Origin of the sequence: Halovivax gelatinilyticus (assembly GCF_024300625.1) — an archaeon.
GTDB classification, from domain to species: domain Archaea; phylum Halobacteriota; class Halobacteria; order Halobacteriales; family Natrialbaceae; genus Halovivax; species Halovivax gelatinilyticus.
Window position 1 is genome coordinate 2,071,577 of sequence record NZ_CP101322.1, and the last position, 23,750, is coordinate 2,095,326.

Sequence of the window (23,750 nt, forward strand, 5' to 3'; positions counted from 1 at the left end):
TCGCGGTTCGCGACGAAGTGCGTGTGAGTGTCGATGTGCGTGTGACCGTCATTACGGCCGAAAAAATGGGTACTTACGACGCCGCGTCGGCGTCTTCGTCCGGGGGCGTCGGATCGGAGACGGTAAAGGCCAGGATGGTGCCGACGACCGTCACGAGGACGATGAAACCGACGATCGTCGCGATCATCATCGGCGCCCCATCCTCGCCCAGGAACTGGCCGGTGCCGTAGGTGAGACCGACCCAGGACATCGCCCCGAGCATTATCAGGACGCTTCCGACCGCGGCGGTGATCTCGACGATTCGATCGCGTTCTAGCATACCAGAGGATTCGCCGGTTCGGACAAAAGCGTGTCGAAGCGACAACTCGGGCGTGTCGACGAAGACACGCCCGTCGACGCGACTGCCGACTACTACCCGTCGTCGCCGTTTCGACCGCCGATTGTCGTCCCGTTCTGTCACCGCTTCGTCCGCTGACGGCCGTCCGTTTCACCGCCGCTTCGACCGCTGTAGTACGTTGTGACGTGCCACCGCATTTCGGCCGCTGTGCACCGTCTCTGTCGGCCGAATCGGGCCTTGCTCACGCAAGCGACGGCGTATCCCTCGGGCGGTTCCTCTATTCACCGAGAATCGCCCGTCGAACGCCTCTCACGAGACGCCACAGAAACCCACCAGCGTCTTCGAAATCATGTCACAGACAGCCTCTCCGAAAACGTCGCTGCCCGTTCCCGACGCCGACCGCCTGGACGAGCGATCGCGTCGCGCACGAACCGAACAGATGTCCGTCCTCGCCCTCGGCGACGGCCTCTACGAGGTCGAATCCGAGAGCGGCGAGACGTACCTGGTCGACGCCACCGCCGGGCGGTGTAGCTGCCCGGACCACCTCTTTCGCGGCGCGCGCTGTAAGCACGCCCGCCGCGTCGCGATCGATATCACCGAGCACAGAGCGCCGCCGCCCGGCCAGCTCGCCGCGCCGTGTACCGACTGCGGCGAGACCGTCTTCGTCGACGAACCGATCGAGGAGCCGGTTTATTGCGAGCGTCACGCCCTCTCGCCCGGCGACCGCGCCCGCGACCGGGAGTCGGGCGCCGTCGTGACCGTCGTCGACGTCTCCGACCGTCGAGCCGACGCGACGCGGATTCCGACCGTCGGCGAATCCGTCGCCGCCTACGGGACGAACGAGGCCTACGATCCGGACGTGCCCGTCGTCGCCGCGGTGTACCCGCACGCGACGGTCCAGCGAAACGGACCCGTCCCGAACGAACTGCGGGTGTATCTCTTCCCGCGGACCCGGCTCGAAGCCGTCGAGGCGTGACCGATCGCCTTCTCGTCTCGGCGGTTCCGGCCAGACTGAACGGTGAGAAACGGACGCGTCGTTTTTCTGACCCCATTTTATCGTCCATCGGTTCGAACGAACCGGTATGACACGTCCATCCGCCGACGGACCGATCGAGTTCGGTCGGTTCGACCGGGCCGATCGAAACTACTGGACGCTCGATCCGACGCTGCAGCGCGAACTTCGTCGGGTCCTGCGTCCGGGCGAGTTCGAGTGGGCCGAGTCGCGCCTGGAGTCGTTCGGCGAACTGATCGGAACCACCGTCGCCGCGAACGCAGACCGCGTCGACGCGACCGGCCCCGAACTCGAATCCCACGACCGCTACGGCGAGGTACACAATTTCGTCAGGTACCCGCCCGAGCAACTCGAGAACGATCGGCTGGTCTACGAGCGCGGGATCGTCGCCGACGCGTTCGACTCGCCGCTCGACCGCGAGGAACCCACGGCGCTATCGCACGCGCTCGGCATGCTCGCACTGCTGTGTTACGCCGACGCGGGCTTTGGCTGTCCCGTCGCGATGACGATGGGCGCCGCGCTGGTGCTAGAGAAATTCGGCGACGAGTCGACCGACCCGTACTACGAGGCGCTCGTCTCCCGGGAGTACGACGAGCTGATCGAGGGAGCGATGTTTCTCACCGAGGAACAGGGCGGCAGCGACGTCGGCGCGATCGAGACGGAGGCCGTCTACGACGAGGAATCGGGCTACTGGCGGCTCTCTGGTGAGAAGTGGTTCTGCTCGAACATCGATGCCGAGGGGACGCTCGCGCTGGCCCGGACGCCCGAGGCGCCGGACGGGACGGCGGGACTCTCGATGTTTCTCGTCCCGCACGCGGACCCCGACGCGGGCGTCCTGACGAAGGGCGATCGGTACGGAGCCGGCTCGTCTGACCCGTCCGGCGCTGCGCTGAACGACCAGCTGTACCGCCGGCTGAAGGACAAGCTGGGGACGATTTCGGTGCCGACCGGCGAGGTCGAGTTCGACGGCGCGAAGGCGCTTCTCGTCGGCGAGGAGGGCGAGGGCTTTCGCCAGATGGCCGAGATGCTGAACGTAGAGCGGCTGGCGAACGCCGCGGCCTCCTGCGGGATCATCGGTCGCGCGCTGCTCGAGAGTCGGATTCACGCGGCCAACCGCGAGGCGTTCGGCTCGCCGATCGACGAGTACCCGCTGATGCGCGAGGATTTAGTCGACATGACCGTCGACCACGAGGCCGCGACGGCGTTCACGTTCGATTCGGCGGCGCTCCTCTCGAGGCGCGAACGACACGAGCGATCCCGTCGCTCCGAGCGCGACGCCGATCGGGCCGCGATGTCGGCGGCCGAGGCCGAGTTCGGCGACGAGGAGACGGCGGCTGCCCTGACCGGTCCGACCGATCCCGATGACGCGTACCGACTCATGCGCGCGTTGATCCCCATCGCGAAATTGCGGACGGGACGGATGGCCGTCGACACGGCCTCCTACGCGATGGAGATTCAGGGCGGCAACGGCTACGTTTCCGACTTCGTCACCCATCGCCTGCTCCGGGACGCCCAGGTACTTCCGATCTGGGAGGGGACCGAGAACGTCCTCTCGCTGGACCTGTTGCGAGCGCTCGACCGCGAAGCGGCGCACGAACCGCTGCTCGAGACGATCGACGAACGATTGCAGTCTGTCACGCATCCGGCGCTCGAAGCGGCCGTCGAGGTGACGCGAGACGAGTACGTCGACCTCTCGGAGGCGCTCGTCACGCTGGCCGGGTCGGACGCCGACTACGCCCAGCTCTCGGCGAAACGGCTGGCTCACTACGTTTTCGACGTCTACACGGCCGCGCTGTTGCTCGCCGAAGCGCAGGTTGAGCTGGATCGCGACGAATCGGACGGCGGCCCGAACGGACGCACGGCGCTCGTGGCTCGCCGGTTCGTCGAGACGCACCTGCGCGACCGGGCGGCCCGCGGGATCACGAGCGAGGACCGGTTCCCGATCGAGCACTTCGACGCGGTGGTTCGGTACGCGCCGGTCGAGCCGGAGAATCTCCCTTGAGCGGATAGCGCGCCCACGTACGTTCGACGCAATCTCACCGCTGTCACAAGATCTCCCGACGCTTCCGACGTCATTACGAAAAACACGGCACGAAATCAGCTTTTAGTCGACTTTGGCCCAATTCCGTCGATACTGATACCGTTTCGCCACATTCGTTGCTGAGACGGTTGGAACGTTGGCAGTTCGTCACCGCCGTTCAACCGCATCTAGCAGGGGACCTACGTTAAGGCTACCATCTGAACCCCGTTCCGATAAAATCTTTCCTTACTAAAAAGAGTTACAATATTTCCTAGTATAATGAGATTGAGGGTGATGCTATAGGCAATCAAAACATTTAATAGTTGGTCAATTGAAGTGCCGAATGCAATGTCCGATAAAAATGACCAACCAAATCGTCGAACAGTGTTGAAGTCAATGTCGGTCGGGGCGGCTGTGTTCGGATCGACTGCAATCGGGGCAGGTTCTGTTGCTGGACAAATTATCGAGGATGAGACCGACGTTTCGATCCTCGAATACAACGAGCTAGATCGAGAAACGATCAGCACCGACCGATCGCTTGTTCGTAATCATCCGGCCGTGTCCCAGTTCGAAGCTCACTTTAGCGCGTACGAGCTCGAATTCCGGAGTGCAAGTGGATTCAGCGTAGTCACGGACGACCCCGCAGTCAACGAGGCAACTCCCCGGATCGTATTGCTCGGCTACGCTGACGAACGCTTCGATCCCGATCCCACAGGTCCCGTCGAGATACCTGGAAATAGCGGCGTGATAATTGCCCAACTCGAAACGCACTCCGACGGCAGCCGGGTGGTCTCAGCTGCACCGTTCATCGCAGAGCAGCTGTCCACCGCTTCTACTCGTTTAGATCTCACCTTCCAGATAAAAACGCTCGAACAGCGCGGTCGGGACACCAATGGCGTTATCAGTTCTGATGAGGCTGCTACCATGGATCTGAACGAACGAGTGCAGGATCAGGTCACCGTCGGTACTGATTCGGTATCGCCTGCCCTCGACAGTGACGCCGGAACTGAAAGCGTCAGTGATCTTATTGGATACCTCTGTGCAGGGACCTGTACACCCATGGTTCTCTACATCTGTGACAATGCGAGTGGTAGCGTGTCCAGACGAACCTGCGTGAGTGCCTGTTTCAGGTTCGTCACGAATCCCTGGCTCCTCGGTGCCTGTGGAGGCGCCTGTTTGATCCTGATCGATTTCATCAATGATCAGGGGTGTGCGGCTGGTGCAGGTACAATCTGTGCCGCATTTTGCTCACAGGCGTCCTAATTAACATCCTATAGTAAACTTTCCTTCGGAACCGTCTCGACCACTCACATTTCTTTCGGTAGAAGGAAATAACTCCGCCGACCGGGTTGGAAAAAAGTTAAATGCATGCCAACGGTACTTGCGACACGTGACTTCCGATAGATCATCCATCGATCACGTTCGATCGCCCGCAAAACTAGTATTCTACCTGGCATTCGCCGTTGTTCTGTATCTAGCGTTCGGATCACTCGGACTGTTCATCGTCGGTCTGTTGTTCGTGATCGAATTAGGTCGCGTTCTGGTCACTGGTGACGTCGACGATCGGTACGTCGTCAATCTGCTGCTAGGGACACTGACCATCGGTGGCTCGCTCGTCTGGATCTGGTTGGCTAGCGAATCTGGTCACTCACTTCTCTGGCCGAGTCTCGTCCTCTTCGGCGGCCTGTGGATGATTCTAGACACGCGAGTAGCGCGCCTGACGGCTACCGAACCCGGCGGATCGACCACCGACCGACGTGCTGTCGACGAATCGGTCTCTGATGTCGAGTTACTGGTCACGATGCAGAACGCCCGACTACTCACGCGGGAAATGCGCACGGCTCACGACCCGTTGACCGTCACGCAACTTGCCGATCGATGTACACTCCACGAGGAACGGGTAGCTGACGCGATTCGCTTTCTCAGCGAAGATGGAACGGTCTATCCGGTCGAGTCGGCGAGGCCCGACCAGACTCGGTATGCGATCGACGAATCCATGCTGGGCGCGTCGTGGGCGTACAGTCAGCTCCGGTACGGTACGAAACGGGGATTAAGGCGCATCGGACATCGCGTTGCCAGACCGCTTCGCTTCTATTTGAATCGGGGATAACGCCCCGTCGACGAATTGTTTCGGACGTCGGAGATTGTTGCTCTCCATTCCGCTCCGTGACGCTCAGCGAACGACGGTGACCGGCATCGACGCCCGGCTGACCACCTGCTCGGCGACGCTGCCAACCAGCACGCGAGCGACGCCCTCCCGGCCGTGGTTACCGACGACGATATGGTCGGCGTCGTGTTCGTCGGCGAAGCGGACGATCTCGCGACCCGGTTTGCCGGCAGCCGTCTCTACCCTGACGTCTCGCTCCGTCGGACCGATGACCGCTTCGACGTCGCCGAGAGGTCCGTCCGCGTCTCGTCGCAAAGCTCCTTTAGCTTCTCTCTCTGGCGAGTTCGAAGCCGGCCTCGGTGGCGCCGTCGGCGACCTCGATCACTCGAAGTAAGAGATCTCGTCGTCGGGGTGGCGGCAATGCGGAGTGCCTTCTGGGCCGGTTCGGAGCCGTCGTACGCGACGAGAACGGTCAGGCGCGACGGTTGGACGTCCGCCAGTGAATATCGTTGGGTCCGACGGTCCTCACTCCAGCAACTCCGCGGCCTCCTCGACGTCCATGATTCCCTGTTCGACGGCGTTCAGAACCCGAACGATCTCCGGGTCGGGTCCCGCGGACTCGCCGCCGTCTCCCACCTCGTCTAAGGTCACCTTCTCGCTCACGCCGACGAACTCGTCGAAGTCGGTCCCGTCGGCGATGGCGGTCTCCTTCTTGACGCGGTAGTTTCCGCCGTCGGTGTGGTGGAGGTCGCCCGGGTGGAAGAAGTACCAGTCTTCACGGTCGAAGCGGACGCCGATTCGGGGTTTCGCGCCGAAGTTTCGCGCGAAGTAGATGAGCGCCTCGACCTCTTCGCCGGTGAGATAGATCGGGTTGCCCGAACTCGATTTGGCCTCGATCGCGTAGAACACCTCGCCGTCGCCGGCCAGCACGTCCGGCAGTTCGCGTTCGGTCGCAGAGCCGCTGGCGGGTGCGCGCATGACGGCGAACCCGGCCTCGTCGAGCCGGTTGACGAGTTCGCGCTCGCGTCGGTCACCCTTCGCCTGAGACATAGCCTATCTCACGAGCGCGTCCCCTTAAACTGGCCGACACCGATCCGGTGGCAGTACAACGCGGGTCATCGGTGACCCGACGGCGCTCACCAGAGCACGCCACCGAATTGGCCGATCATGTCGATCGGCTCGTCGAACTGGACGTCGTACACCATCGAGATGTAGAGCAGTCCCCAGATGACCGAGTTGTAGACGGCGTGGATGATGATCGGCGCGAAGAGGTTCTCGGTCTCGACGTACGCGTAGCCGAGGATCAACCCGCCGACGAACAGCATCGTCAGCGGAACGGCCATCGCCAGCACCGAGTCGGCGAAGACGGCGTAGACGGGCAGGTGGACGAGCGAGAAGATGGCGCTCGCGACGATGATCGCGTTCGTTCGCGTGAACGCGGCGTAGAGGCGCTTCTGGATGACGTTCCGGAAGAGGAACTCTTCGGCCGGCGAGTTGAACAGAAAGGCGATCGCGATGAGGATCAACACCATCGCCTCGTCGTCACCGATGAACTCGAGTATGCCCGTGTCCGCCGAGGGAATGTCGAAGACAGTGATGAGGACGTTGGCGATCACGTAGACGAGGAGGATCACCGCGGTTCCGCCGATGGTGTACACCCAGTCGGTCCGATCAGGGAGCGCGAGGTCGACGAAGTCCCAGCCTCGATCGGTGTAAAAGAGGTAGAGTCCCCCCGCGGCGGCCATGCCGACGAAGTTCAAGATGAAGAAGATCGTCCGCGCCGACAGCGACGCGTCACCCGGCTCGGAGAGCAGGTTCGGATCGAGCGCGATGGCCGGCAGCGTGAACAGTTCGGCGACGAAGATACCGAGGAGCGTCAGCCCGATTCCGGCCAGGACGGCCCGGACCGGCCCGCCGGGTGCCTCGACGGTCGACTCCGCCCGTTGACTTCGCATACGTCTGGCTTTCGGCCGAACGACCTTGGTCGTTGCTTTTTCTCACACGGACTGACGGTACGAACCCGGAGAGACGTCCGCCGGACCGCTAGCCCTTTTGTCCGTCCGGTCGAGTTCTCACCATGGACGACTCGCCCATCGTCGAAGTACAGGACGCCGAAGCGGCGTTCTCCGTCCTCTCGGATCGGACGCGCATCGACATCCTCCGGGCGCTCTTCGATGCGGACGACGAACCGCTGACGTTCGCCGCGCTACGGGAATCGGTGGGAATTCGCGACTCCGGCCAGTTCAACTACCATCTCGGGAAGCTGACGGACGGCTTCGTCCGCAAAACCGACGACGGCTACGAGCTTCGGTCAGCTGGACGCAACGTCATCGGGGCGCTGCTCGCGGGCTCGTACACGATGGCCGGCTCGATCGATCCGATCCCGCTCGACGAACCCTGTCCGTCCTGTGAATTCGGTCGGAGTGCCGGCGAACGCGGTGGCACCGACGAGACGGTCTCGACGGGCGCAGATCGGGGAACGTTGACGTTCGACTACGAGGACGACCGGGTGCGGATCGAGTGTTCGACCTGTCCGTTCCAGACGGCGTTTCCACTCCCGCCCGGAGCGCTCGCCGATCACCCGGTCGAGCGGTATCCTCACGTGGCAGACCGGTACCTTCGGACGTTGCTGGCGCAGTGTCGAAACGAGTTCTGCTCGCAGTGTTACGCTCACGTCGAGCCATCGTTCACGACCTTCGACGAACTGAGCTCGATCGAACCGCCGACGACGTTCTTCGACGCCGTCGCGGTCGTCTACGAGTGTGATCGATGCGAGATGAGTACCCAGGCCAACCTGTCGACGCTCTTGCTCGATCATCCGCTGGTATCCGCGTTCTTCCTCGAGTTCGGCATCGACGTTCGCGACGAACCGCTTTGGCGGATGGGAGCGATCGCCGGTGAGCCGCGGTCAACGATGCTCGACGATGGCCTGGCGGAGGTGTCGTTCGTCGCCGACGACGCGCGGTTGACGCTGACCGTCGACGACCGACTCGAAGTGGTGGACTCGCGGCGATCGGGGTGACGTTTCCGCCGGTCGTGGGTAGCTGGCGTCAGCGAGGGACTACCCCGGAGCTGTGTTGGGCCGTGTCCGACTAACGGCGCGGTGTACACTCGCTCGGGTTCTTCGACGAACCTCGCGTGACCGTTCGCGCCAAAACAAAATCGTCGGTCGCGCCATCGAGTGACGGCTCGGTCCGGTCGACGACCATCAATTGAACGGCGTTCTTTTCGCGGTTTGAGCGTACGATCCAGGCCTAGTTGATTGTAGTTCGAACTATTCGAATTCTGGCCGGCATCTTGTCTTAGACCCCTTTGTCGGTAATTCATTACCGACGCCACCAGTAGATATAATACATTTCACGTCAACGGGTAGAACGGAAGCCACGGACTCGAAGGGGTAGAAATGCCCCGGGTGTACCAGCACCCGAGACGCGGCTTCCAAGAACCCGAGCAGGGTTTTGGTAGCCATGATTGCGTACACACTTCCGAGACAAAAAGGTCTCGCACGCCCGCGGTACGGAGAGTCGACACGCTATCGCTCGGTACGGTTCGATGGTGTCGAGTGGGGGACGGATGGGACCGTGTGCATTCAGCGACGGTACCGGACGGACGATTGATGTCCGCACTCGTCGGGGCGATCGGGGCACTCGAGTCCGACGACGGAGCTGACCGCACGTGTTACCGGTGTGGTCGCGACGTGGCTCCCCATCGACTCGTTCGACTCTCCGCGGAGCCCCGACCGGCTGTTCGCGAACGCTATCGAGCACTGACCAGGGAGTGCTGTCTCGACTGTGCGGCTGCGATAGGGATGCTGGAGTTCAGCGAGACCGTCCTGCAGGACGCAACCGGGCGCTAGACAGACGAGGGAGCTATCCGGGTAGAAAATCCGAGCCCGAAATCGAACGCTGCACTTCGACCCACCGCAGACGTGCAGACGACGGCATTTCCCGTTCGAGACGCGGCGTCTACGTTCCGTGATCCCAGCTGCCCATGTACTCGCGCTGGGTGTCGGTGAGGTCGTCGTAGGCGACGCCCTCCGCGTCGAGTTTGATCTCGGCGATCTCTTTGTCGAGCGCGTCGGGGACGTCGTGGACGCCGGGTTCGTACGCGTCGGCGTGGTCGCGCTCTAGGAGCTCGCGGACGGCGACGGCCTGGACGCCGAAGGACTGGTCCATGACTTCGACCGGGTGGCCGAGCGAGACGGGCGCGGCGAGGTTGACGAGTCGGCCCTCGGCGACGACGTTGAGTCGGCGGCCGTCTTCCATCTCGTAGGCCTCGACGCCGTCTCTGGCTTCGTAGCGATCAACGGCGAGGTCAGAGAGCGCGTCGAGGTCGATCTCGACGTCGAAGTGACCCGCGTTGGCGAGCAGGACGCCGTCTTTCATCCGCTCGAAGTGCTCGGCGACGACGACGTCGCGGTTGCCGGTCGTCGTGATGAAGACGTCACCGATCTCGGCGGCGTCGGCCATCGGCATGACGTCGTAGCCCTCCATGTGGGCCTCGAGCGCGCGGCGCGGCTCGACCTCGGTGACGACGACGTTCGCGTTCTGGCCGGCGGCCTTGCGAGCGACGCCCTTCCCGCAGTAGCCGAAGCCGCCGACGACGACCGTCTTGCCGGCCCACGAGAGGTTGGTCGTCATCGCGAGCGAGGCCAGCGACGACTCGCCGGTGCCGTGGACGTTGTCGAACAGCCGCTTCATCGGCGTGTCGTTGACCGCGAAGACGGGGTACTCGAGGGCGCCGTCGTCGGCCATCGCGCGCAGGCGGTGGACGCCAGTCGTGGTCTCCTCGCAGCCGCCGACGATGCCGTCGATGAGTTCGGGGTAGTCCTCGTGGATCGCGGCGACGAGGTCCATCCCGTCGTCGACGGTGATCGTCGGTTCGAGATCGATCGTCGCCTCGATGGCGGCGTAATACTCGTCGGAGTCGACCTCGCGCTTGGCGTAGCAGGTTATGTTCTCGATATCGTCCAGCGCGGCCGAAACGTCGTCGTGGGTCGACAGCGGGTTGCAACCGGTGACGGCCACCTCGGCGCCGCCGGCCGCGAGCGTCTCGACTAAGATCGCCGTCTTCGCCTCGACGTGCATCGCCATCGCGATGCGCTCGCCGGCGAGGGGCTGATTCGCTTCGAAGTCCTCGCGAACGGCCGCCATGATGGGCATGTGCTGGCGCGCCCACTCCATCTTCCGACGGCCCTCCTCGCGGGCGGACTCGATATCGTCGAGTTGCTCGCTAATCTGCGGATACGTACTCATGGTCGAACGAAGTGTCACTGGGGCCAAAACCGTTCCGACAGCGGACGATGGCATCCCTGGCTTCACGGCGACCGTCGCCATCATCGCGATTACAGGTGTAGTGTTCGTGATCAACCGACGATAGCAAGGCATGCAGGTCGCCCGACGGCGGTCGATCCCTTTTATTCCGAGGGGGTGTCCTCATCACTGATACGGCGACCCCCAGCCGTCGGACGACGATAGTAACGCGGATGACGCCCCCGCGGTTTGGCCCTCGGGGGCCACTTCGGAATCTGCGGGTCACCTCGCTCTCAACTCGATCTTCGTGTCGGACGACGTCGTTGATATGGGTACCTCGAAGAGACGACCGATTCGATCAATCCGGTGGAGATTCTATTATATAGATCTTATTAGGTGACTGAGCAGAACTTCTATACCTCTGTATTGCTGATTATCGTCAACTAATGACTTTCCGAATTCGAAACTTATCATTATTATTCATACTCTCGGCAGTGGTGTTCGTTGGGGTAGCGTTTACCGGCGTTGGCGCGTCCGATACAGTACTCGGGTCCGATCATCACGGCGTCGAAGCCGACAACGGCTCGTCGGCGGAGGCCGAGATCGACATGGTGCTTCAGGGGGCGGATGGTGAGGTCGAAGTTATTCTTCGACTTTCGGACGTGGATGAGTCACTGCTGCCTGGCGATCGAGAGACCTCGGCAACCACCTTACAGACACACGCTGCGGTGACACAGGAACCAGTTCTCGACCGACTCGAACGGATGGACGGGGTAACGATCGAAAACCGCTGGTGGATCACGAACGCGATCATGGTGACGGTCGACACCGATCGGGCCGACCTCGAGAGACTCGCCGGTATCGACGGCATCCAGGAGTTACATCGAAATCACCAGTTTGCAGCCCCCGAACCCGTCAACGTCGACGCCGACGCGGAACCGACCGGTGACGCGTACACGTACGGACTCGAACAGATCAACGTACCGGCGACGTGGGACGAGTTCGAAACTACGGGCCAGTATATCCGAGTAACGGTCGCCGATACCGGTGTGGATGCTGACCATCCGGATATCGAATTAGCCGAAGAGGACGGCTGGATAGACTTCATCGGAGATTCGTCCGACCCGGTTGACAATGACGGGCACGGCACACACGTGAGCGGGACGATCGCGGGCGGCGACTCGTCGGGTACGGCGATCGGCGTCGCTCCGGACGTCGAACTGGCAAATGCACGGGTCTGTGAAGGCAGTACCTGCGACGGTGCGGCAATCATGAATTCGATTCAGTGGGCTGTCGATACCGAATCGGATATTTTGAGTATGAGTCTAGGCGGTCCCATATCCGGTGATTACGTCGACCCGGTTCGCAACGCAATGGATGCAGGAACGTTAGTCGTCGCCTCGATCGGGAACGACGGTGAAGGAACGGCCGGCTCACCAGGGGCCGTGTACGATTCCCTGGCGAGCGGTGCAACCACCGAGGACGAGGAGGTTGCTGACTTTTCCGGTGGACTGTTGATCGACTCCGAGGACGCCTTCGGTGACGACGCTCCCGACGACTGGCCGGATGAGTACATCACTCCGGACATTGCAGCACCTGGGGATGATGTTTTGAGTGCAATACCAGGTGGTGGGTACCATACAATGTCAGGTACGTCAATGTCCGCTCCCCACAAGAGCGGTGCCGCGGCGCTACTTCTCGCTGCATCGGGTGGTGGGCTGGGGCCATATGACCTAGTCGATGTATTGGAACAGACGGCCTGGAAGCCGGACGACTGGGATGAAAGCAATGCGGATGACGCCATCGGCGGAAAGGATAATCGCTACGGTAGCGGTATTATCGATGTGTACGCTGCTACTGCGTCGGTAGCGGTCGATTCGGGAATCGAGGGTGTCGTGACCGATGACGCTGGAGATCCAATCGAAGGGGCAATCGTCTCGGTCGGTGGACAGTCGATCGAAACAAACGTGACGGGTGCGTACGATGCCGTCCTTGCACCGGGAACCTACGACGTGACAATCGATAAGTTCGGATACGCCACAGAGACGGTGACGGTCACGATCGATAATGAGACGCACGTCGCCGAGCGCAACTTCGAACTCGCCGATTCGATGGCCGTCGAGCTGGACTCCGGTCAGCCGAAGGGAATAATGGCAGGCGATACGTTCACCGTCTCGTTCACCGTGGCGAACCTCGAGTCGTATGCCGTCGACCGGAAACCAGGATACGACGGCGTACTCTCGTTTACGTTCGACGGCGAGCCGATCGACGAGGGCGAGGCGGTCGACGTAGACGACGTCAGCGGTGAAGTCGCTCTCGAAGTCACCACCGAAGTCGATACGACCGGTGACCTCGAACTCGAACACACCTTTACGGGGTCGTCCGACAGCGAAATTCTCACGACCAGACCAACGGCAGTTCTCGAACAACAAGTCTCTGTGGCCGTCGTTGACGACGAAACATTGGGTCACGATGTCGCCACTCGTCTTAACGGTCAGTCCGACGAGAGCGTTTCCGTCTCCGTGATCGACGGCGCCGAGGCCGTTACTGCGGCTTCAGACGGCGAGTACGACGTCTTCGTCGTCCAAAACATCGACGAAGGACACGTGCAGGACTTTGCCTCTTACACGAACGGTGACTCGACGGGTGTCGTCTGGCTCGATCAATGGGGTAACGATCAATGGGGTGATGAAAGTAACGGAATCTCTGTAAAGTCTAGCGTCTTAGACAATCCGACATCGACATCTATGAGTCTCAATGATCAAGATCCTAAACTCGAGATCCTCGCTGATCATCCGATCTTCGAGGGGGTAGGTGAGCAAGGTAATCTCGTGTCCATCCACGACGCCAACGACCCCGATCGAACTTGGTTTGCGGGATACGACGGTGACGTGATCGGATATATTCAGGCCGGTGGTGTAACGGATGGAGATGGAATCGGCGTCGATGAAGGAAACCGAACGGTTTTGCTTTCTTCGTTCGGTTCTACCGAGTACGTCACGAGTGGTGATTACACGTCCGAGGCTGACCAAATCTTAGCCAACGCGGTTGAGTTTGTTGCCGACGACGGTGTAGAACCAGCCACCTTCTCCGGCTCGGTCACCATCGGCGACAACCCGGCACCCGAAGGTGCCGTGGTCGAGGCGTACGTCGACGGCGAACTCCGCGGCACGACGACCGTCGAAACGCCCGGAGAGTACGGGACCGCCGACGATCCGCTCGTCGTCGACGGAGCAGCGGACGACGAGGGGGCCACCGTGACCTTCGAGGTCGACGGCCTTTCGATCGAAGAAACTGCCGAGTGGTCGGCCGGTGGCGAGTACAGCCTCGACCTTAACGCATCGGGTACCGCCACGATCGAGGTGGCGCTTGGAGACGACCGATTCGAGCAACCGATCGACGACGCGACGGTAACGGCCACGGGAACCTACGGGGAGTTCGAGGCGATCGAACTGACGGCCGGCGAGTACCGCATCGAAGACCTACCAGCCGATACGTACGACGTCACGGCGGAGGCTCAGGGTTACGACGCCGAGACAAACGACTCAGTCGCCGTCGAGGCGGACGGAACCACCGAAGTCGACTTCTGGCTAGTGGGTAACGGCGCGATCAATGGTACCATCGCGAACGCCGTGACCCAGCAGAAACTCGCCGACGCGACCGTGACGGTCACCTACCCGGATGGGTCGACCACCGATCCGGTCGAGACGGACGACGCGGGCGACTTCGCGGTCGATGGCCTCCCGGGAACGGGCGAGACGTACACGATCGACGTCCACGCGGACGGCTTCGAGACGGCGACGATCGAACGCGAGATCGACGCGGGCGACACCGACGTGGGACAGATCGAGCTGAACGGATCGGCCTCGATCGCCGGTACCGTCGAGGACGCCGACGGCGGACCGATCGAGGGCGTTTCGATCGCCGTCACGTCGGAGACGGGCGGGGAGTATCACGCTCAAACGGGCGCCGACGGAACCTACGTCGTCGAACGCGTCCCCGGTGACGCGTCGGAGTACACGGTTGCGATGTCGAAGCCGGGGTACACGACCAACGCGACCACGCTCGAATCGGTCACGGGAGACGAGACTGACGTAGACGCGACGCTCACCAGACACGCGTACTACTTCGCCGTGGACGATCTCAGCGCCCCCGACGAGGTAACGGAGGGAGACACCGTCGAGATCGAGGCGACTGTTGCGAATCTCGGTACGGATGACGGAAACGACACGGTCACGCTGTTTGTCCAGGACGAGGAGTGGGCAAATCAATCGGTCTCGCTTAACGGTACCGACGACCCGGCTGACGCGGCGACCACGACCGTCTCGTTCACGCACGAGCCGTCGGACGCTGGTTCAATGACGTACAACGTTACCACGTCGAGCGAATCGACCGAAGCGGAGGTGACCGTCGAAGAGGCCAGCAGCGGCGGGATTTCCCTCCCGCCACCGCCGGCACCCGAACCGTCGATATCCGTACTCTCGATGGAACTCGTTACGACGGAGATCACGGTCGGTGAGACGGCGGACGTCCTCGTCGAACTGAGAAACTCGGGAGACGCGGACGGCGAGCAGACGCTCGAACTGGCCGTCGACGGCGCGGTCGTGGAGACGGCCACGTTCGACGTGCCGGCCGGCGAACGGATCGAGACGACGCTCTCACACGCGTTCGACGAACCGGGAACCTACGAACTCGCCGTCGACGGCGAAATCATCGGATTCGTGACGGTCGAGCACCCGGCGGATTCGGACGAGTCGAGCGACGATACCGAGCAGACCGACGACGGTGACGACGAATCGGAGCCAGCGGACGATGTCGGTGATGACCACGTTGGCGACGACGGAGACGGTATTCCGGGCTTTACGCCCGTTGTCGCACTCATCGCGTTGTCGGCTGTGACACTCGTCGCTCGCCGTCGATTGTGACGTATCTGCGTTGCTGACCGCTGCCGATTGCGTCTGATCGGCGGAATCGTGCGGAGCCAAACTGTCGAGGAACTTCATAGTTGGTGTGTCACTCCATGTGGTTCGAGTTCAGTTCTTGACGAAAATAACCACGAATGGTGCCCGATTAGACTGGGAGCTGGTTATATGTCTTAAAACGACCGATTGTGATAAACCGAAGCAAAACCATAAACAACGAAATTCTTTATATCTGGAATAAAGAGCAACGTCTACGAATGGGAACCGGGATAAGGAATAATATAATTTTGACACTTCTGATTGTCGTTTTGCTATTCCTGACACTCGGGGGCGGTGTAACGACGGCTCAATTTGGATCGTCGGGTGCCGGACAGGACGAGCAGATCGGTGAACCGATGCAGTCGGTCGAGATCGAAGACGGATTACAAAACGCGACGGGCGAGATGGAGGTGATCGTTCGCTTCGGATCGGTCGACAGCGCGACCGTACAGTCGAGTGACGACCCCGTCAACACGCTTCAACGAGCGGCGAACGACTCACAGGTATCGTTGAATCAGCTCGCTGATCGATCGGATGCGGTGACGATCGAACGATCCTATTGGCTGGTAAACGGCGCGTTGGTGACCGTGGACACCGAGCGGGTGGCGATCGAGGAACTCGCGAGAATTGACGGCGTAGAACGGATCGAGGAGAATTCGAAAGTTACGCCACCGTCGACGACGGTGACCGAAGCCACCGACCGAACGGCGACGACCGCGACCGACGTCACGTGGGGACTCGACAGGATCAACGCTCCCGACGTGTGGGAGACCTTCGGGACGCGGGGTGACGGGGTCCGGGTGGCGGTCCTCGACACTGGAATCGATGCGAGTCACCAAGATCTCGACCTGCATTCGGACGATCCGACCGATCCGACCTATCCCGGTGGCTGGGCGGAGTTCAACGAATACGGGAACGACGTCTCTGGCTCTGAACCTTACGACTGTGGAACTCACGGAACCCACGTCAGCGGAACGGTCGCGGGCGGCGATGGCTCGGGAACGCACATCGGCGTCGCGCCGGACGTCGAATTGATGCACGGTGGCGTCCTCGTCGAAGAGAATGATGATGGCAGTTGCTTCGGCTGGTCGTCTCAGGTTATTGGAGGGATGGAGTGGGCTATTCAGAACGATGCTGACGTCATCAGCATGAGTTTAGGCGGAGAGAGATACTCCAGTCAGTACCCGGATGCGGTCCGGAACGCCGAGTCGGCAGGCGTCCTCGTCGTCGCGTCGGCCGGGAACACTGAGGAGGGAAGTAGCACCAGCCCGGGGAACGTCTACGATTCGTTCGCCGTCGGGAACAGCAATTTTCACGACGGTATTTTCTCCACGTCGAGCGGCGAACTCGTGCAGAAAAGCGAATTCCCGAGGCCGAAATCCCACTGGCCGGGCGAGTGGATCGTCCCCGATGTCGCCGCACCGGGTACGAACGTAAACAGTGCACTTCCGAATGATGAGTACGGGTTTAAGACTGGAACGTCCATGGCAGCCCCGCACGCTTCGGGGGCGGTCGCCTTGATACAGTCCGCGACGGACGACGATCTTTCACCCGGCGAAATAACCGCTGCGCTCGAAGCGACCGCCTTGAAACCGGATAGTTGGGACGAAGACGACGCGATGTACGTCAAGGGCGACAAGGACAGCCAGTACGGCGCCGGGATCATCGACGCGCGGGCGGCCGTTAGCAAACTCGTCCCGGCAACCTTCGAGGGTACGGTTGTGGACGACACCACCGGTGATCCAGTCGAAGGCGTAACTGTCACGGCCGTGTCGGGAGCGGAGACCGCCGAAGCGAAAACCGATTCCGACGGGTCGTTCGCCGTCGAGGTCGCCGGCGACAATGCGTACGACCTGACCGTCGATCCCGAAGGGTATCAGGCCGTGACGAAAGACGGTGAATACGTCGGGAGCGATCAGACCCTCGATCTCGGCACGGTATCGGTAATCGGAACCGCCTCACTCGAGGGAACGATTTCCGACGCGGTCACTGGTGAGCAACTTGAGCACGTTTCTCTGACAGCGACGGATGCACACGGCGGTGACCAGAGCTACGTCGCCGAGACCGATGGGACCGGCGAGTTCGAATTAGAATCTGTCCGTGGGAGTGTCGAGTACGAACTGACGGCGCTGGCTCCTGGCTACGAGCCACGGTCCGTGACGACGCACGTCGGAGACGGCGAGTCGGCCGTGGTGGACGTAGCTCTCGTCGGCGATTCGGCGCTTTCTGGATCCGTCACCGACCGAGAATCCGGTTTCGAAGTCAAAAACGCGACGGTCTCCGCAGTGAGCGACGCTGGAACGTACGTAACCGTCTCGGAGAGTGACGGCACGTACGCGATCGATATTCCTGGGAACGAGACGGCCTACGAGGTGTCTATCGTGGCCGAGGGATACGAGACGGAGACGGAGACGATCGTCGTCGACGGCGAAGTGGACCACACGCGTTCACTCGTCGGTGATTCGAACATCACTCTCTCGATTACCGAATCGAACTTCGGCGATCCGATCGAAAACGCGACGGTTACGGCGACGAACGAATCGGTCGGTTCCTACGACGGGACCGCCACCGTGGGAGAGGGTACGTACCTAATCGAAAACGTCTCGAGTGCCAGCGAGTACCTGATAACCGTCGATGCAACCGGATACGAGACGAATTCGACGGCAGTTTCGGAGCTAACACCCGACACAACTACCGACGCAGGCGACCTCCTTCTCACCGGAAATGCGACGATCGAGGGGACGCTCGTGGATGCCTTCGGGAAGACTCCGGACGGCGAAGACGTCTCAATACCGAATACGACGGTCGACGTGGAACGTGCGGATGCCAGCGACTCGCTCACGATTACGAACGCGACCGACAGTGACGGTTCCTTCGAGCTCGCGGTCCCGGGCATCGGCGCGAATTACACCGTCTCCGCTTCGGCCCCGTACTACGAGGGGACGAGTCAGACGACTGCCAGTCTCGAGGATAACGCATCGACCGCGTTCGATCTTCGGCTAACTGGAAACGCCACGCTCTCGGGTGCGGTGAACGCGAGCGGTGTACAATCCGAGAGCGCTACGATCTCAGCGACGACCGACGCTACTGGCTGGGGTGACGTCACGTGGTACAACGAAACGGTCGATCAGATTGCGGTTCCGGGGCTTGGAGACACCTATACCGTTAGCGCAACCTCTCGTGGTTTTTCGACCAATTCGACGACGCTCGACACCGTTACTGCAGACGACGTCTTTGGGACACTGACGATCGAGCAACGCTCACACCACTTCGGCATCGATGACCTTTCCGCTCCGGAGACGGCTGAAGAAGGTGATACTGTCACGGTCGGGGCAACGGTCGCCAATTTCGGTACGGCCGATTGGAACGATACGGTTTCGTTTTACGCCGACGGCGACCGCGTTACCAGTCAGACTGTCTCGCTGAACGGGACAGAAAACACGTCGATGGGTGAACGGGATACGACTTCGGTTACCTTCTCCCACACGGTCGAGACGCCCGGAGTGGTTGACTATGCTATCGCATCCGAAAACGAGACGGCCAACGCCACCGTCACCGTCGAGGAGAGTAGTGGGGGCGGCTTTCTCCCGCCACCGCCGACACCCGAACCGTCGGTCTCCGTTCTCTCGATGGAACTCGCCGACGCCGAGATCACCGTCGACGAATCGACTGGCGTCCTCGTCGAACTGATCAATACCGGCGACGCGGACGGCGAGCAGCCGCTCGAACTGGCCGTCGACGGCGCGGTCGTGGAGACGGCCACGTTCGACGTGCCGGCCGGCGAACGGATCGAGACGACGCTCTCACACGCGTTCGACGAACCGGGTACGTATCAGATCGACCTCGACGGTCAGTCAGTCGGGACGGTCACCGTCGACGACCCGGCTCCATCGGACGAAACCACTTCCGACGACCAGTCGGCCGACGGGGACGCCGACGACTCGACTGACGCGTCCGAATCGCCCGCTGTCGACGATTATTCCACGGACGACGATTCCGCGGACGATGCCATCCCTGCCTTTGGCGTCGTTGCCACACTCCTCGCGCTCGCCGCCGTCGCGTTCGTCCACCGGCGACGGTAACGCCCGTCGTATCCGGTCCTGTCGGTACCCAGAGCCCGCCGACGGCCCTCGGACCGATTGCGCTCGGGTCGTACTTTTCACGGCCGGGTTACCTGGGAGCCGACGCTCTCGGGAACGTCGATAACCGAGGAACCACCGGGTTCGGGTCGACGCCGATGGGTACATGGGTCCACGTAGACAGGGTGCGCGGATCCACGCCGACGGGGTGCTCGAGGATCCACGCGGACGGGGCGGTGAGTCCACGCTGAACGTGTGCGTGGTTCCCGCAAGAAAACGGTCGTTTACCGTCCGAATCGAGGCCGTCGCGTGTAGTGGGGTGCCGTATCGGCGTGCTCGCCGAGGCTTCAATCGGTCGGTGCGGGCCGGGAAGGCGTTTCTGCTCAGCGGCTCCGACCGTCGTTACTCGTCGCTTCCGTCGTCACTGTCATCTTCCTCGTCGCCGTCGTCTGATTCATCGTCGTCTTCGTCACCGTCATCTCCATCGCTCGGTGGGCCGGCGTGGTCAGGCGGGCCCTGTTCGTCGCCGTCGTCACCGCCCGCGTGGTCGGGTGGTCCCTGCTCGCCGTCGTTACCGCCAGCGTGGTCCGGTGGGCCGGCGTGGTCGGGGACGTTACCGGGGTTGTGCTCGTGGACGAAGTCGACGACGGCGAGGCCGAACGGCCCGTCGACGTCGTCTTTGTTATCGCCGATGAACTGCGAGAGGAGCTGACCGAGCGTCGTCTCCGGTGGTCCTTCACCGTTGCCTTCGTCATCATCCTCTTCGTCATCGTCGTCGGGCGCGACGAGGTCGAACGACGTCGTGGCGGTCTCGTTCTCGTGAGTCGCTTTGACGTCGATCGTCACGTTCTCGCTCGGAACGGGAAGGTCGACGCTGCCGTTCTCGTCGGCCGCGTAGTCGCCGACGCCGTCGTACGTCGCGTTCTCGTCGCTCGCATTTGCATCGAGCGTGACGTTCACGCTCGCGTTGTCGACGCCGGTGTCGTTCTTCGTCACCTCGACGATCGGGTCAGCAGGGTCGAAGACGTTGACGGTCAACTCTGCCGCGTTATCTCCGTCGTCTTCGGCCGCGACCGCACTGACCGGGGCCAGGACGGACAGGACCATCACCAGCGCCAGCACGATCGCGATCGTGGTTCGGGTACGGATCATTACGGTCGGACCATCGGCTATCCGGTGAATAAAGCCCCCTCGCGGTTCGATTCGTTCGGCGTCGTACAGGAACCTCTGAGAGTCGGTTAGAACGTTTATACTCGAATCTGAACGTTCAACAGTGGGTAACGAATCGGTCCGCCACGGCCGGTCGTTCGCCGCTTATTCGGCGCGCGAAACGAGCGCCGTCGCCTCGTCGATAGCTCTGTTTCGGACCGTCTCGACGTCGAGCGTCTGCACCGCCCGATCGCGCATGAGCACCCGTCCGTCGCAGACGGTGTGACGAACGTCGCTCGCCGCGGCCGCGTAGGCGAGGTGGCTCACGAGGTCGTGGGCTGGCGTGAGGTGAGGCGACTCGAGGTCGATCACGGCGAGGTCGGCCGTGCCACCGACTTCGAGTCGACCGACCGGCAAGTCGATCGCCTCGGCGCTTCCCGCCGTCGCCATCTCGACGACGGCCTCGGCCGGGACGGCCGCCGCGTCGTTTGCGGCCAGTTTCCCGATCATGGCGGCGTCGCGCGCCTCGTCTAACAGCGAGAGGTCGTTGTTCGAGGCCGCGCCGTCGGTGCCGAGGCCGACCGTGACGCCGGCGTCGCGCATGGCCTGGACGGGTGCCATCCCGCTCGCGAGCTTCGTGTTCGAGGCGGGACAGTGGATCACGCCCGCGCCGGTCTCGGCGAGGAGGTCGATCTCCGTCTCGTCGACGTGGACGCCGTGGGCGAGAAAGTCCTCGGATTCGAGCAGGCCGAGATCGCGCGCGTACTCGAGCGGGCGAACGCCGTGTTCGTCGACGATCGGCTCGACCTCCGCTGTCGTCTCGTTCGCGTGGACGTGTACCGGTAGGTCGGCGTCGCGCGCGTTCGGAACGTACTCCTCGAAGATCTCGGCGCTCACGGTCGTCAGCGCGTGGGGCATGAAGGCCGTTCGAACGCGACCGTCGGCCGCGCCGTCGTACTCGCGGGCGAACGCCAGGCCGGTTTCGGCGTCATCGCGGGCGGCGTCGTGGTCCTTGCCGACGGAGATGACGCCGTGGCCGAGTCTGGCGCGGACGCCGGCGCGGGCGACGGCGTCCGCGACCCGGTCCATCTCGAAGTACATGTCGGCGAAGCCGGTGATTCCCGCGCGGATCATCTCCACCAGCGCGAGTTCCGTCCCGGCCTCGATCGCCTCGGGCGTGAGTTCGGCTTCGGCCGGCCAGATGTCTTCCTGTAACCAGGCGTCGAGCGGTTTGTCGTCGGCGTAGCCGCGAAGCAGCGTCATCGCGGCGTGACAGTGGCCGTTGACCAGCCCGGGGGTGACGAGTGCGCCCGTCGCGTCGAGCGTTTCGTCAGCCTCCGAGCCGAGAGCCGATCCCACCTCGACGATTTCGCCGGCTTCCCGATCGACGAGCACGTCGCCACGAGAGACGGTCAGGTCCGGTCGCAGAACGTGGCCGCCGGTGAGTGCGAGCGTCTGCATACTGCTGGGTTTCTCGCGCGATCGCCTTAGGCTATCGATCTGGCCGGTGGATCGAGGCTGGCGAGACGCCCGGCTGCTGGTCCGTTCGACTGGCGGCGATTCTCGAATCGCGTCGACAAACGAGGGTTTAACGATCGCTCATCCGTTAGCCCTCCCATGGACGAGCGTTCGGGTGACGAGCGTGTTGCGGACGACGACCGGTCGGGCGAGACGAACCCCTCGCGAGAGTCGCCGGAGCGGGGTCACGTCCCACGGGTCCCGGATTCCGACGGTGACGGCGAGACTGCGACGGAGCGCTTTCCCGGTCTGGCCGACGATCGACCGACGGGTGGCGACCGATCGAACGCGGCCGAATCCGGGGCGGCCGACGCCCAGGCCGACCGAATTCCCATCGATCCGTCGCTCGACCTCGACGGAGACACGTTACGCGCCAACGGATCCGATCGTTCGGGCGTTCCGACGGCGGACGCGGTCGGATCCGAGTTCGCCGACGGCCAGCCCGGGATCGATCTCGATGAGAGTGGTTCGGGTTGGTGGGGCGGCGTCGGCTGCGACCCCGACCCGGATACCGTCAGGTTCTGGGCGGGACTGTTGAGCGCGCTCGGTCTCGTTTCCTTTCTCGTCGCGGGAGCGATCTACTGGCAGGGTCCGGTCGACGCGGCCGTCGGCGCTGCGCTCCTCGGAACGGCGCTTCTCGCCGCGGGCGTCTACGGCCTCCGCTCGGCACCGCACGTCTTCGGGTATCTCTCGGCTAGCTGGCGCGAACACCGACGATACGTACACCTCACGGTCGGGTTGTTCGCGCTCGGGATCGTCGTCGGGGCGATCGTCGCGTCCGCGGACGTCAACGTTCTGGACGCACTCGAGGAGTTGACCGGCGAGGATCCGTTCGCCGACCTCGATCACGAAGATCTGACGGCCACGTGGTTCATCGAGAACAACACGCAGCCGTTCCTGTTAGCCATCGCGGGAGCGGCAACGCTCGGATTGTTGACGCTCTTTCTTCTCGTCTTCAACGGCATCGTCGTCGGGAACGTCGCCTGGTTCGCCACGCAGTCGGAAGGGATCGGATTCACGTTCGTCGCCCTCGCCCCGCACGCTATCTTCGAACTGACGGCCATCTTCGTCGCCGCGGCCGTCGGCTTCAGGCTCCTCCACCGATTCGCCCAGCGGATCTCCGGTTCGCGCGAGTCGTTCGTCACCAAACCCTACCTGCTCCGGACGACGCTGCTCGTCGCGTTCGCGTGGTCGCTGCTCGTCCTCGCGGCGTTCGTCGAGGCCCACGTCACCGTGTTGGCGCTTGAGGGGTTCTTCGCTGAGTAAACCGTTCAAAACGGTCCGAACGACCGCCAACGGTCGCGTCGCTTTATTC

The 23,750-nt window shown here is 62.5% G+C and carries 17 protein-coding genes; 10 read left to right on the plus strand and 7 right to left on the minus strand.

Annotation, left to right across the window (positions count from 1 at the left end):
- Nucleotides 1-73 precede the first annotated feature (73 nt).
- Nucleotides 74-319: a DUF7472 family protein gene (locus NKH31_RS09705; RefSeq protein ID WP_254861592.1), complete on the minus strand. Its 246-nt coding sequence runs from the start codon at nucleotides 317-319 to the stop codon at nucleotides 74-76.
- A 367-nt stretch (nucleotides 320-686) separates the two neighbouring features.
- On the opposite strand from NKH31_RS09705, the gene NKH31_RS09710 reads away from it, so the two are divergent.
- From NKH31_RS09710 to NKH31_RS09725, 4 genes are all read left to right on the plus strand, one after another.
- On the plus strand, nucleotides 687-1,313 hold the full coding sequence (locus NKH31_RS09710) for an SWIM zinc finger family protein (RefSeq protein WP_254861593.1): 627 nt from the start codon (nucleotides 687-689) through the stop codon (nucleotides 1,311-1,313).
- Between the two features lie 106 nt (nucleotides 1,314-1,419).
- Entirely contained in the window at nucleotides 1,420-3,351 is a 1,932-nt protein-coding gene (locus tag NKH31_RS09715) for an acyl-CoA dehydrogenase family protein (RefSeq protein ID WP_254861594.1), read from the plus strand.
- A gap of 366 nt (nucleotides 3,352-3,717) precedes the next feature.
- A complete protein-coding gene (locus tag NKH31_RS09720; RefSeq protein WP_254861595.1) occupies nucleotides 3,718-4,632 on the plus strand; it encodes a hypothetical protein in 915 nt (304 codons plus the stop codon).
- Nucleotides 4,633-4,759: 127 nt separating this feature from the next.
- Nucleotides 4,760-5,479 (plus strand): hypothetical protein, encoded by a 720-nt coding sequence (locus NKH31_RS09725; RefSeq protein WP_254861596.1) that lies wholly within the window; start codon nucleotides 4,760-4,762, stop codon nucleotides 5,477-5,479.
- A gap of 63 nt (nucleotides 5,480-5,542) precedes the next feature.
- On the opposite strand, the gene NKH31_RS09730 is transcribed toward NKH31_RS09725, so the two are convergent.
- From NKH31_RS09730 to NKH31_RS09740, 3 genes are all read right to left on the minus strand, one after another.
- Nucleotides 5,543-5,791, minus strand: coding sequence for a universal stress protein (locus tag NKH31_RS09730; RefSeq protein ID WP_254861597.1), 249 nt, complete (start codon nucleotides 5,789-5,791; stop codon nucleotides 5,543-5,545).
- A gap of 210 nt (nucleotides 5,792-6,001) precedes the next feature.
- Nucleotides 6,002-6,526: a Holliday junction resolvase Hjc gene (gene hjc / locus NKH31_RS09735; RefSeq protein ID WP_254861598.1), complete on the minus strand. Its 525-nt coding sequence runs from the start codon at nucleotides 6,524-6,526 to the stop codon at nucleotides 6,002-6,004.
- A gap of 86 nt (nucleotides 6,527-6,612) precedes the next feature.
- Complete coding sequence (locus NKH31_RS09740; RefSeq protein WP_254861599.1) at nucleotides 6,613-7,431, minus strand: CPBP family intramembrane glutamic endopeptidase; 819 nt, start codon at nucleotides 7,429-7,431, stop codon at nucleotides 6,613-6,615.
- Nucleotides 7,432-7,553: 122 nt separating this feature from the next.
- Between NKH31_RS09740 and NKH31_RS09745 the strand changes: the two genes are divergently transcribed.
- Both NKH31_RS09745 and NKH31_RS09750 read left to right on the plus strand, forming a co-directional pair.
- Nucleotides 7,554-8,498: a winged helix-turn-helix domain-containing protein gene (locus NKH31_RS09745; protein ID WP_254861600.1), complete on the plus strand. Its 945-nt coding sequence runs from the start codon at nucleotides 7,554-7,556 to the stop codon at nucleotides 8,496-8,498.
- A 594-nt stretch (nucleotides 8,499-9,092) separates the two neighbouring features.
- Nucleotides 9,093-9,332 (plus strand): hypothetical protein, encoded by a 240-nt coding sequence (locus tag NKH31_RS09750; protein ID WP_254861601.1) that lies wholly within the window; start codon nucleotides 9,093-9,095, stop codon nucleotides 9,330-9,332.
- A 109-nt stretch (nucleotides 9,333-9,441) separates the two neighbouring features.
- On the opposite strand, the gene NKH31_RS09755 is transcribed toward NKH31_RS09750, so the two are convergent.
- On the minus strand, nucleotides 9,442-10,731 hold the full coding sequence (locus NKH31_RS09755) for an adenosylhomocysteinase (RefSeq protein WP_254861602.1): 1,290 nt from the start codon (nucleotides 10,729-10,731) through the stop codon (nucleotides 9,442-9,444).
- Between NKH31_RS09755 and NKH31_RS17815 the strand changes: the two genes are divergently transcribed.
- The 3 genes from NKH31_RS17815 to NKH31_RS09765 all read left to right on the plus strand — a co-directional run bounded on the left by NKH31_RS17815 (nucleotide 10,730) and on the right by NKH31_RS09765 (nucleotide 19,771).
- Complete coding sequence (locus NKH31_RS17815; protein ID WP_425492249.1) at nucleotides 10,730-10,855, plus strand: PGF-CTERM sorting domain-containing protein; 126 nt, start codon at nucleotides 10,730-10,732, stop codon at nucleotides 10,853-10,855. The genes NKH31_RS09755 and NKH31_RS17815 overlap by 2 nt on opposite strands.
- A 370-nt stretch (nucleotides 10,856-11,225) precedes the next feature.
- Entirely contained in the window at nucleotides 11,226-15,653 is a 4,428-nt protein-coding gene (locus tag NKH31_RS09760) for a S8 family serine peptidase (RefSeq protein ID WP_254861603.1), read from the plus strand.
- Nucleotides 15,654-16,045: 392 nt separating this feature from the next.
- Nucleotides 16,046-19,771 carry a S8 family serine peptidase gene (locus NKH31_RS09765; protein WP_254861604.1) on the plus strand — a complete coding sequence of 1,242 codons (3,726 nt, stop codon included), beginning with the start codon at nucleotides 16,046-16,048 and terminating at the stop codon, nucleotides 19,769-19,771.
- A 399-nt stretch (nucleotides 19,772-20,170) separates the two neighbouring features.
- Here NKH31_RS09765 and NKH31_RS09770 read toward each other — a convergent pair whose 3' ends face one another.
- Both NKH31_RS09770 and NKH31_RS09775 read right to left on the minus strand, forming a co-directional pair.
- Nucleotides 20,171-20,920 (minus strand): hypothetical protein, encoded by a 750-nt coding sequence (locus NKH31_RS09770; protein WP_254861605.1) that lies wholly within the window; start codon nucleotides 20,918-20,920, stop codon nucleotides 20,171-20,173.
- A gap of 162 nt (nucleotides 20,921-21,082) precedes the next feature.
- Nucleotides 21,083-22,378: an amidohydrolase gene (locus NKH31_RS09775; RefSeq protein ID WP_254861606.1), complete on the minus strand. Its 1,296-nt coding sequence runs from the start codon at nucleotides 22,376-22,378 to the stop codon at nucleotides 21,083-21,085.
- 156 nt (nucleotides 22,379-22,534) lie between these two features.
- Here NKH31_RS09775 and NKH31_RS09780 point away from each other — a divergent pair, with 156 nt between their 5' ends.
- A complete protein-coding gene (locus tag NKH31_RS09780) occupies nucleotides 22,535-23,701 on the plus strand; it encodes a stage II sporulation protein M (RefSeq protein WP_254861607.1) in 1,167 nt (388 codons plus the stop codon).
- The last annotated feature ends 49 nt before the right edge of the window (nucleotides 23,702-23,750 follow it).

Coding starts and splice junctions, on each gene's coding strand:
- NKH31_RS09770 (WP_254861605.1), bottom strand. CDS start 20,920: ATGATCCGTACCCGAACCACGATCGCGATCGTGCTGGCGCTGGTGATG.
- NKH31_RS09740 (WP_254861599.1), bottom strand. CDS start 7,431: ATGCGAAGTCAACGGGCGGAGTCGACCGTCGAGGCACCCGGCGGGCCG.
- NKH31_RS09765 (WP_254861604.1), top strand. CDS start 16,046: ATGCAGTCGGTCGAGATCGAAGACGGATTACAAAACGCGACGGGCGAG.
- NKH31_RS09755 (WP_254861602.1), bottom strand. CDS start 10,731: ATGAGTACGTATCCGCAGATTAGCGAGCAACTCGACGATATCGAGTCC.
- NKH31_RS09705 (WP_254861592.1), bottom strand. CDS start 319: ATGCTAGAACGCGATCGAATCGTCGAGATCACCGCCGCGGTCGGAAGC.
- NKH31_RS09780 (WP_254861607.1), top strand. CDS start 22,535: ATGGACGAGCGTTCGGGTGACGAGCGTGTTGCGGACGACGACCGGTCG.
- NKH31_RS09710 (WP_254861593.1), top strand. CDS start 687: ATGTCACAGACAGCCTCTCCGAAAACGTCGCTGCCCGTTCCCGACGCC.
- NKH31_RS09745 (WP_254861600.1), top strand. CDS start 7,554: ATGGACGACTCGCCCATCGTCGAAGTACAGGACGCCGAAGCGGCGTTC.
- NKH31_RS09775 (WP_254861606.1), bottom strand. CDS start 22,378: ATGCAGACGCTCGCACTCACCGGCGGCCACGTTCTGCGACCGGACCTG.
- hjc (WP_254861598.1), bottom strand. CDS start 6,526: ATGTCTCAGGCGAAGGGTGACCGACGCGAGCGCGAACTCGTCAACCGG.
- NKH31_RS09715 (WP_254861594.1), top strand. CDS start 1,420: ATGACACGTCCATCCGCCGACGGACCGATCGAGTTCGGTCGGTTCGAC.
- NKH31_RS17815 (WP_425492249.1), top strand. CDS start 10,730: ATGGTCGAACGAAGTGTCACTGGGGCCAAAACCGTTCCGACAGCGGAC.
- NKH31_RS09750 (WP_254861601.1), top strand. CDS start 9,093: ATGTCCGCACTCGTCGGGGCGATCGGGGCACTCGAGTCCGACGACGGA.
- NKH31_RS09720 (WP_254861595.1), top strand. CDS start 3,718: ATGTCCGATAAAAATGACCAACCAAATCGTCGAACAGTGTTGAAGTCA.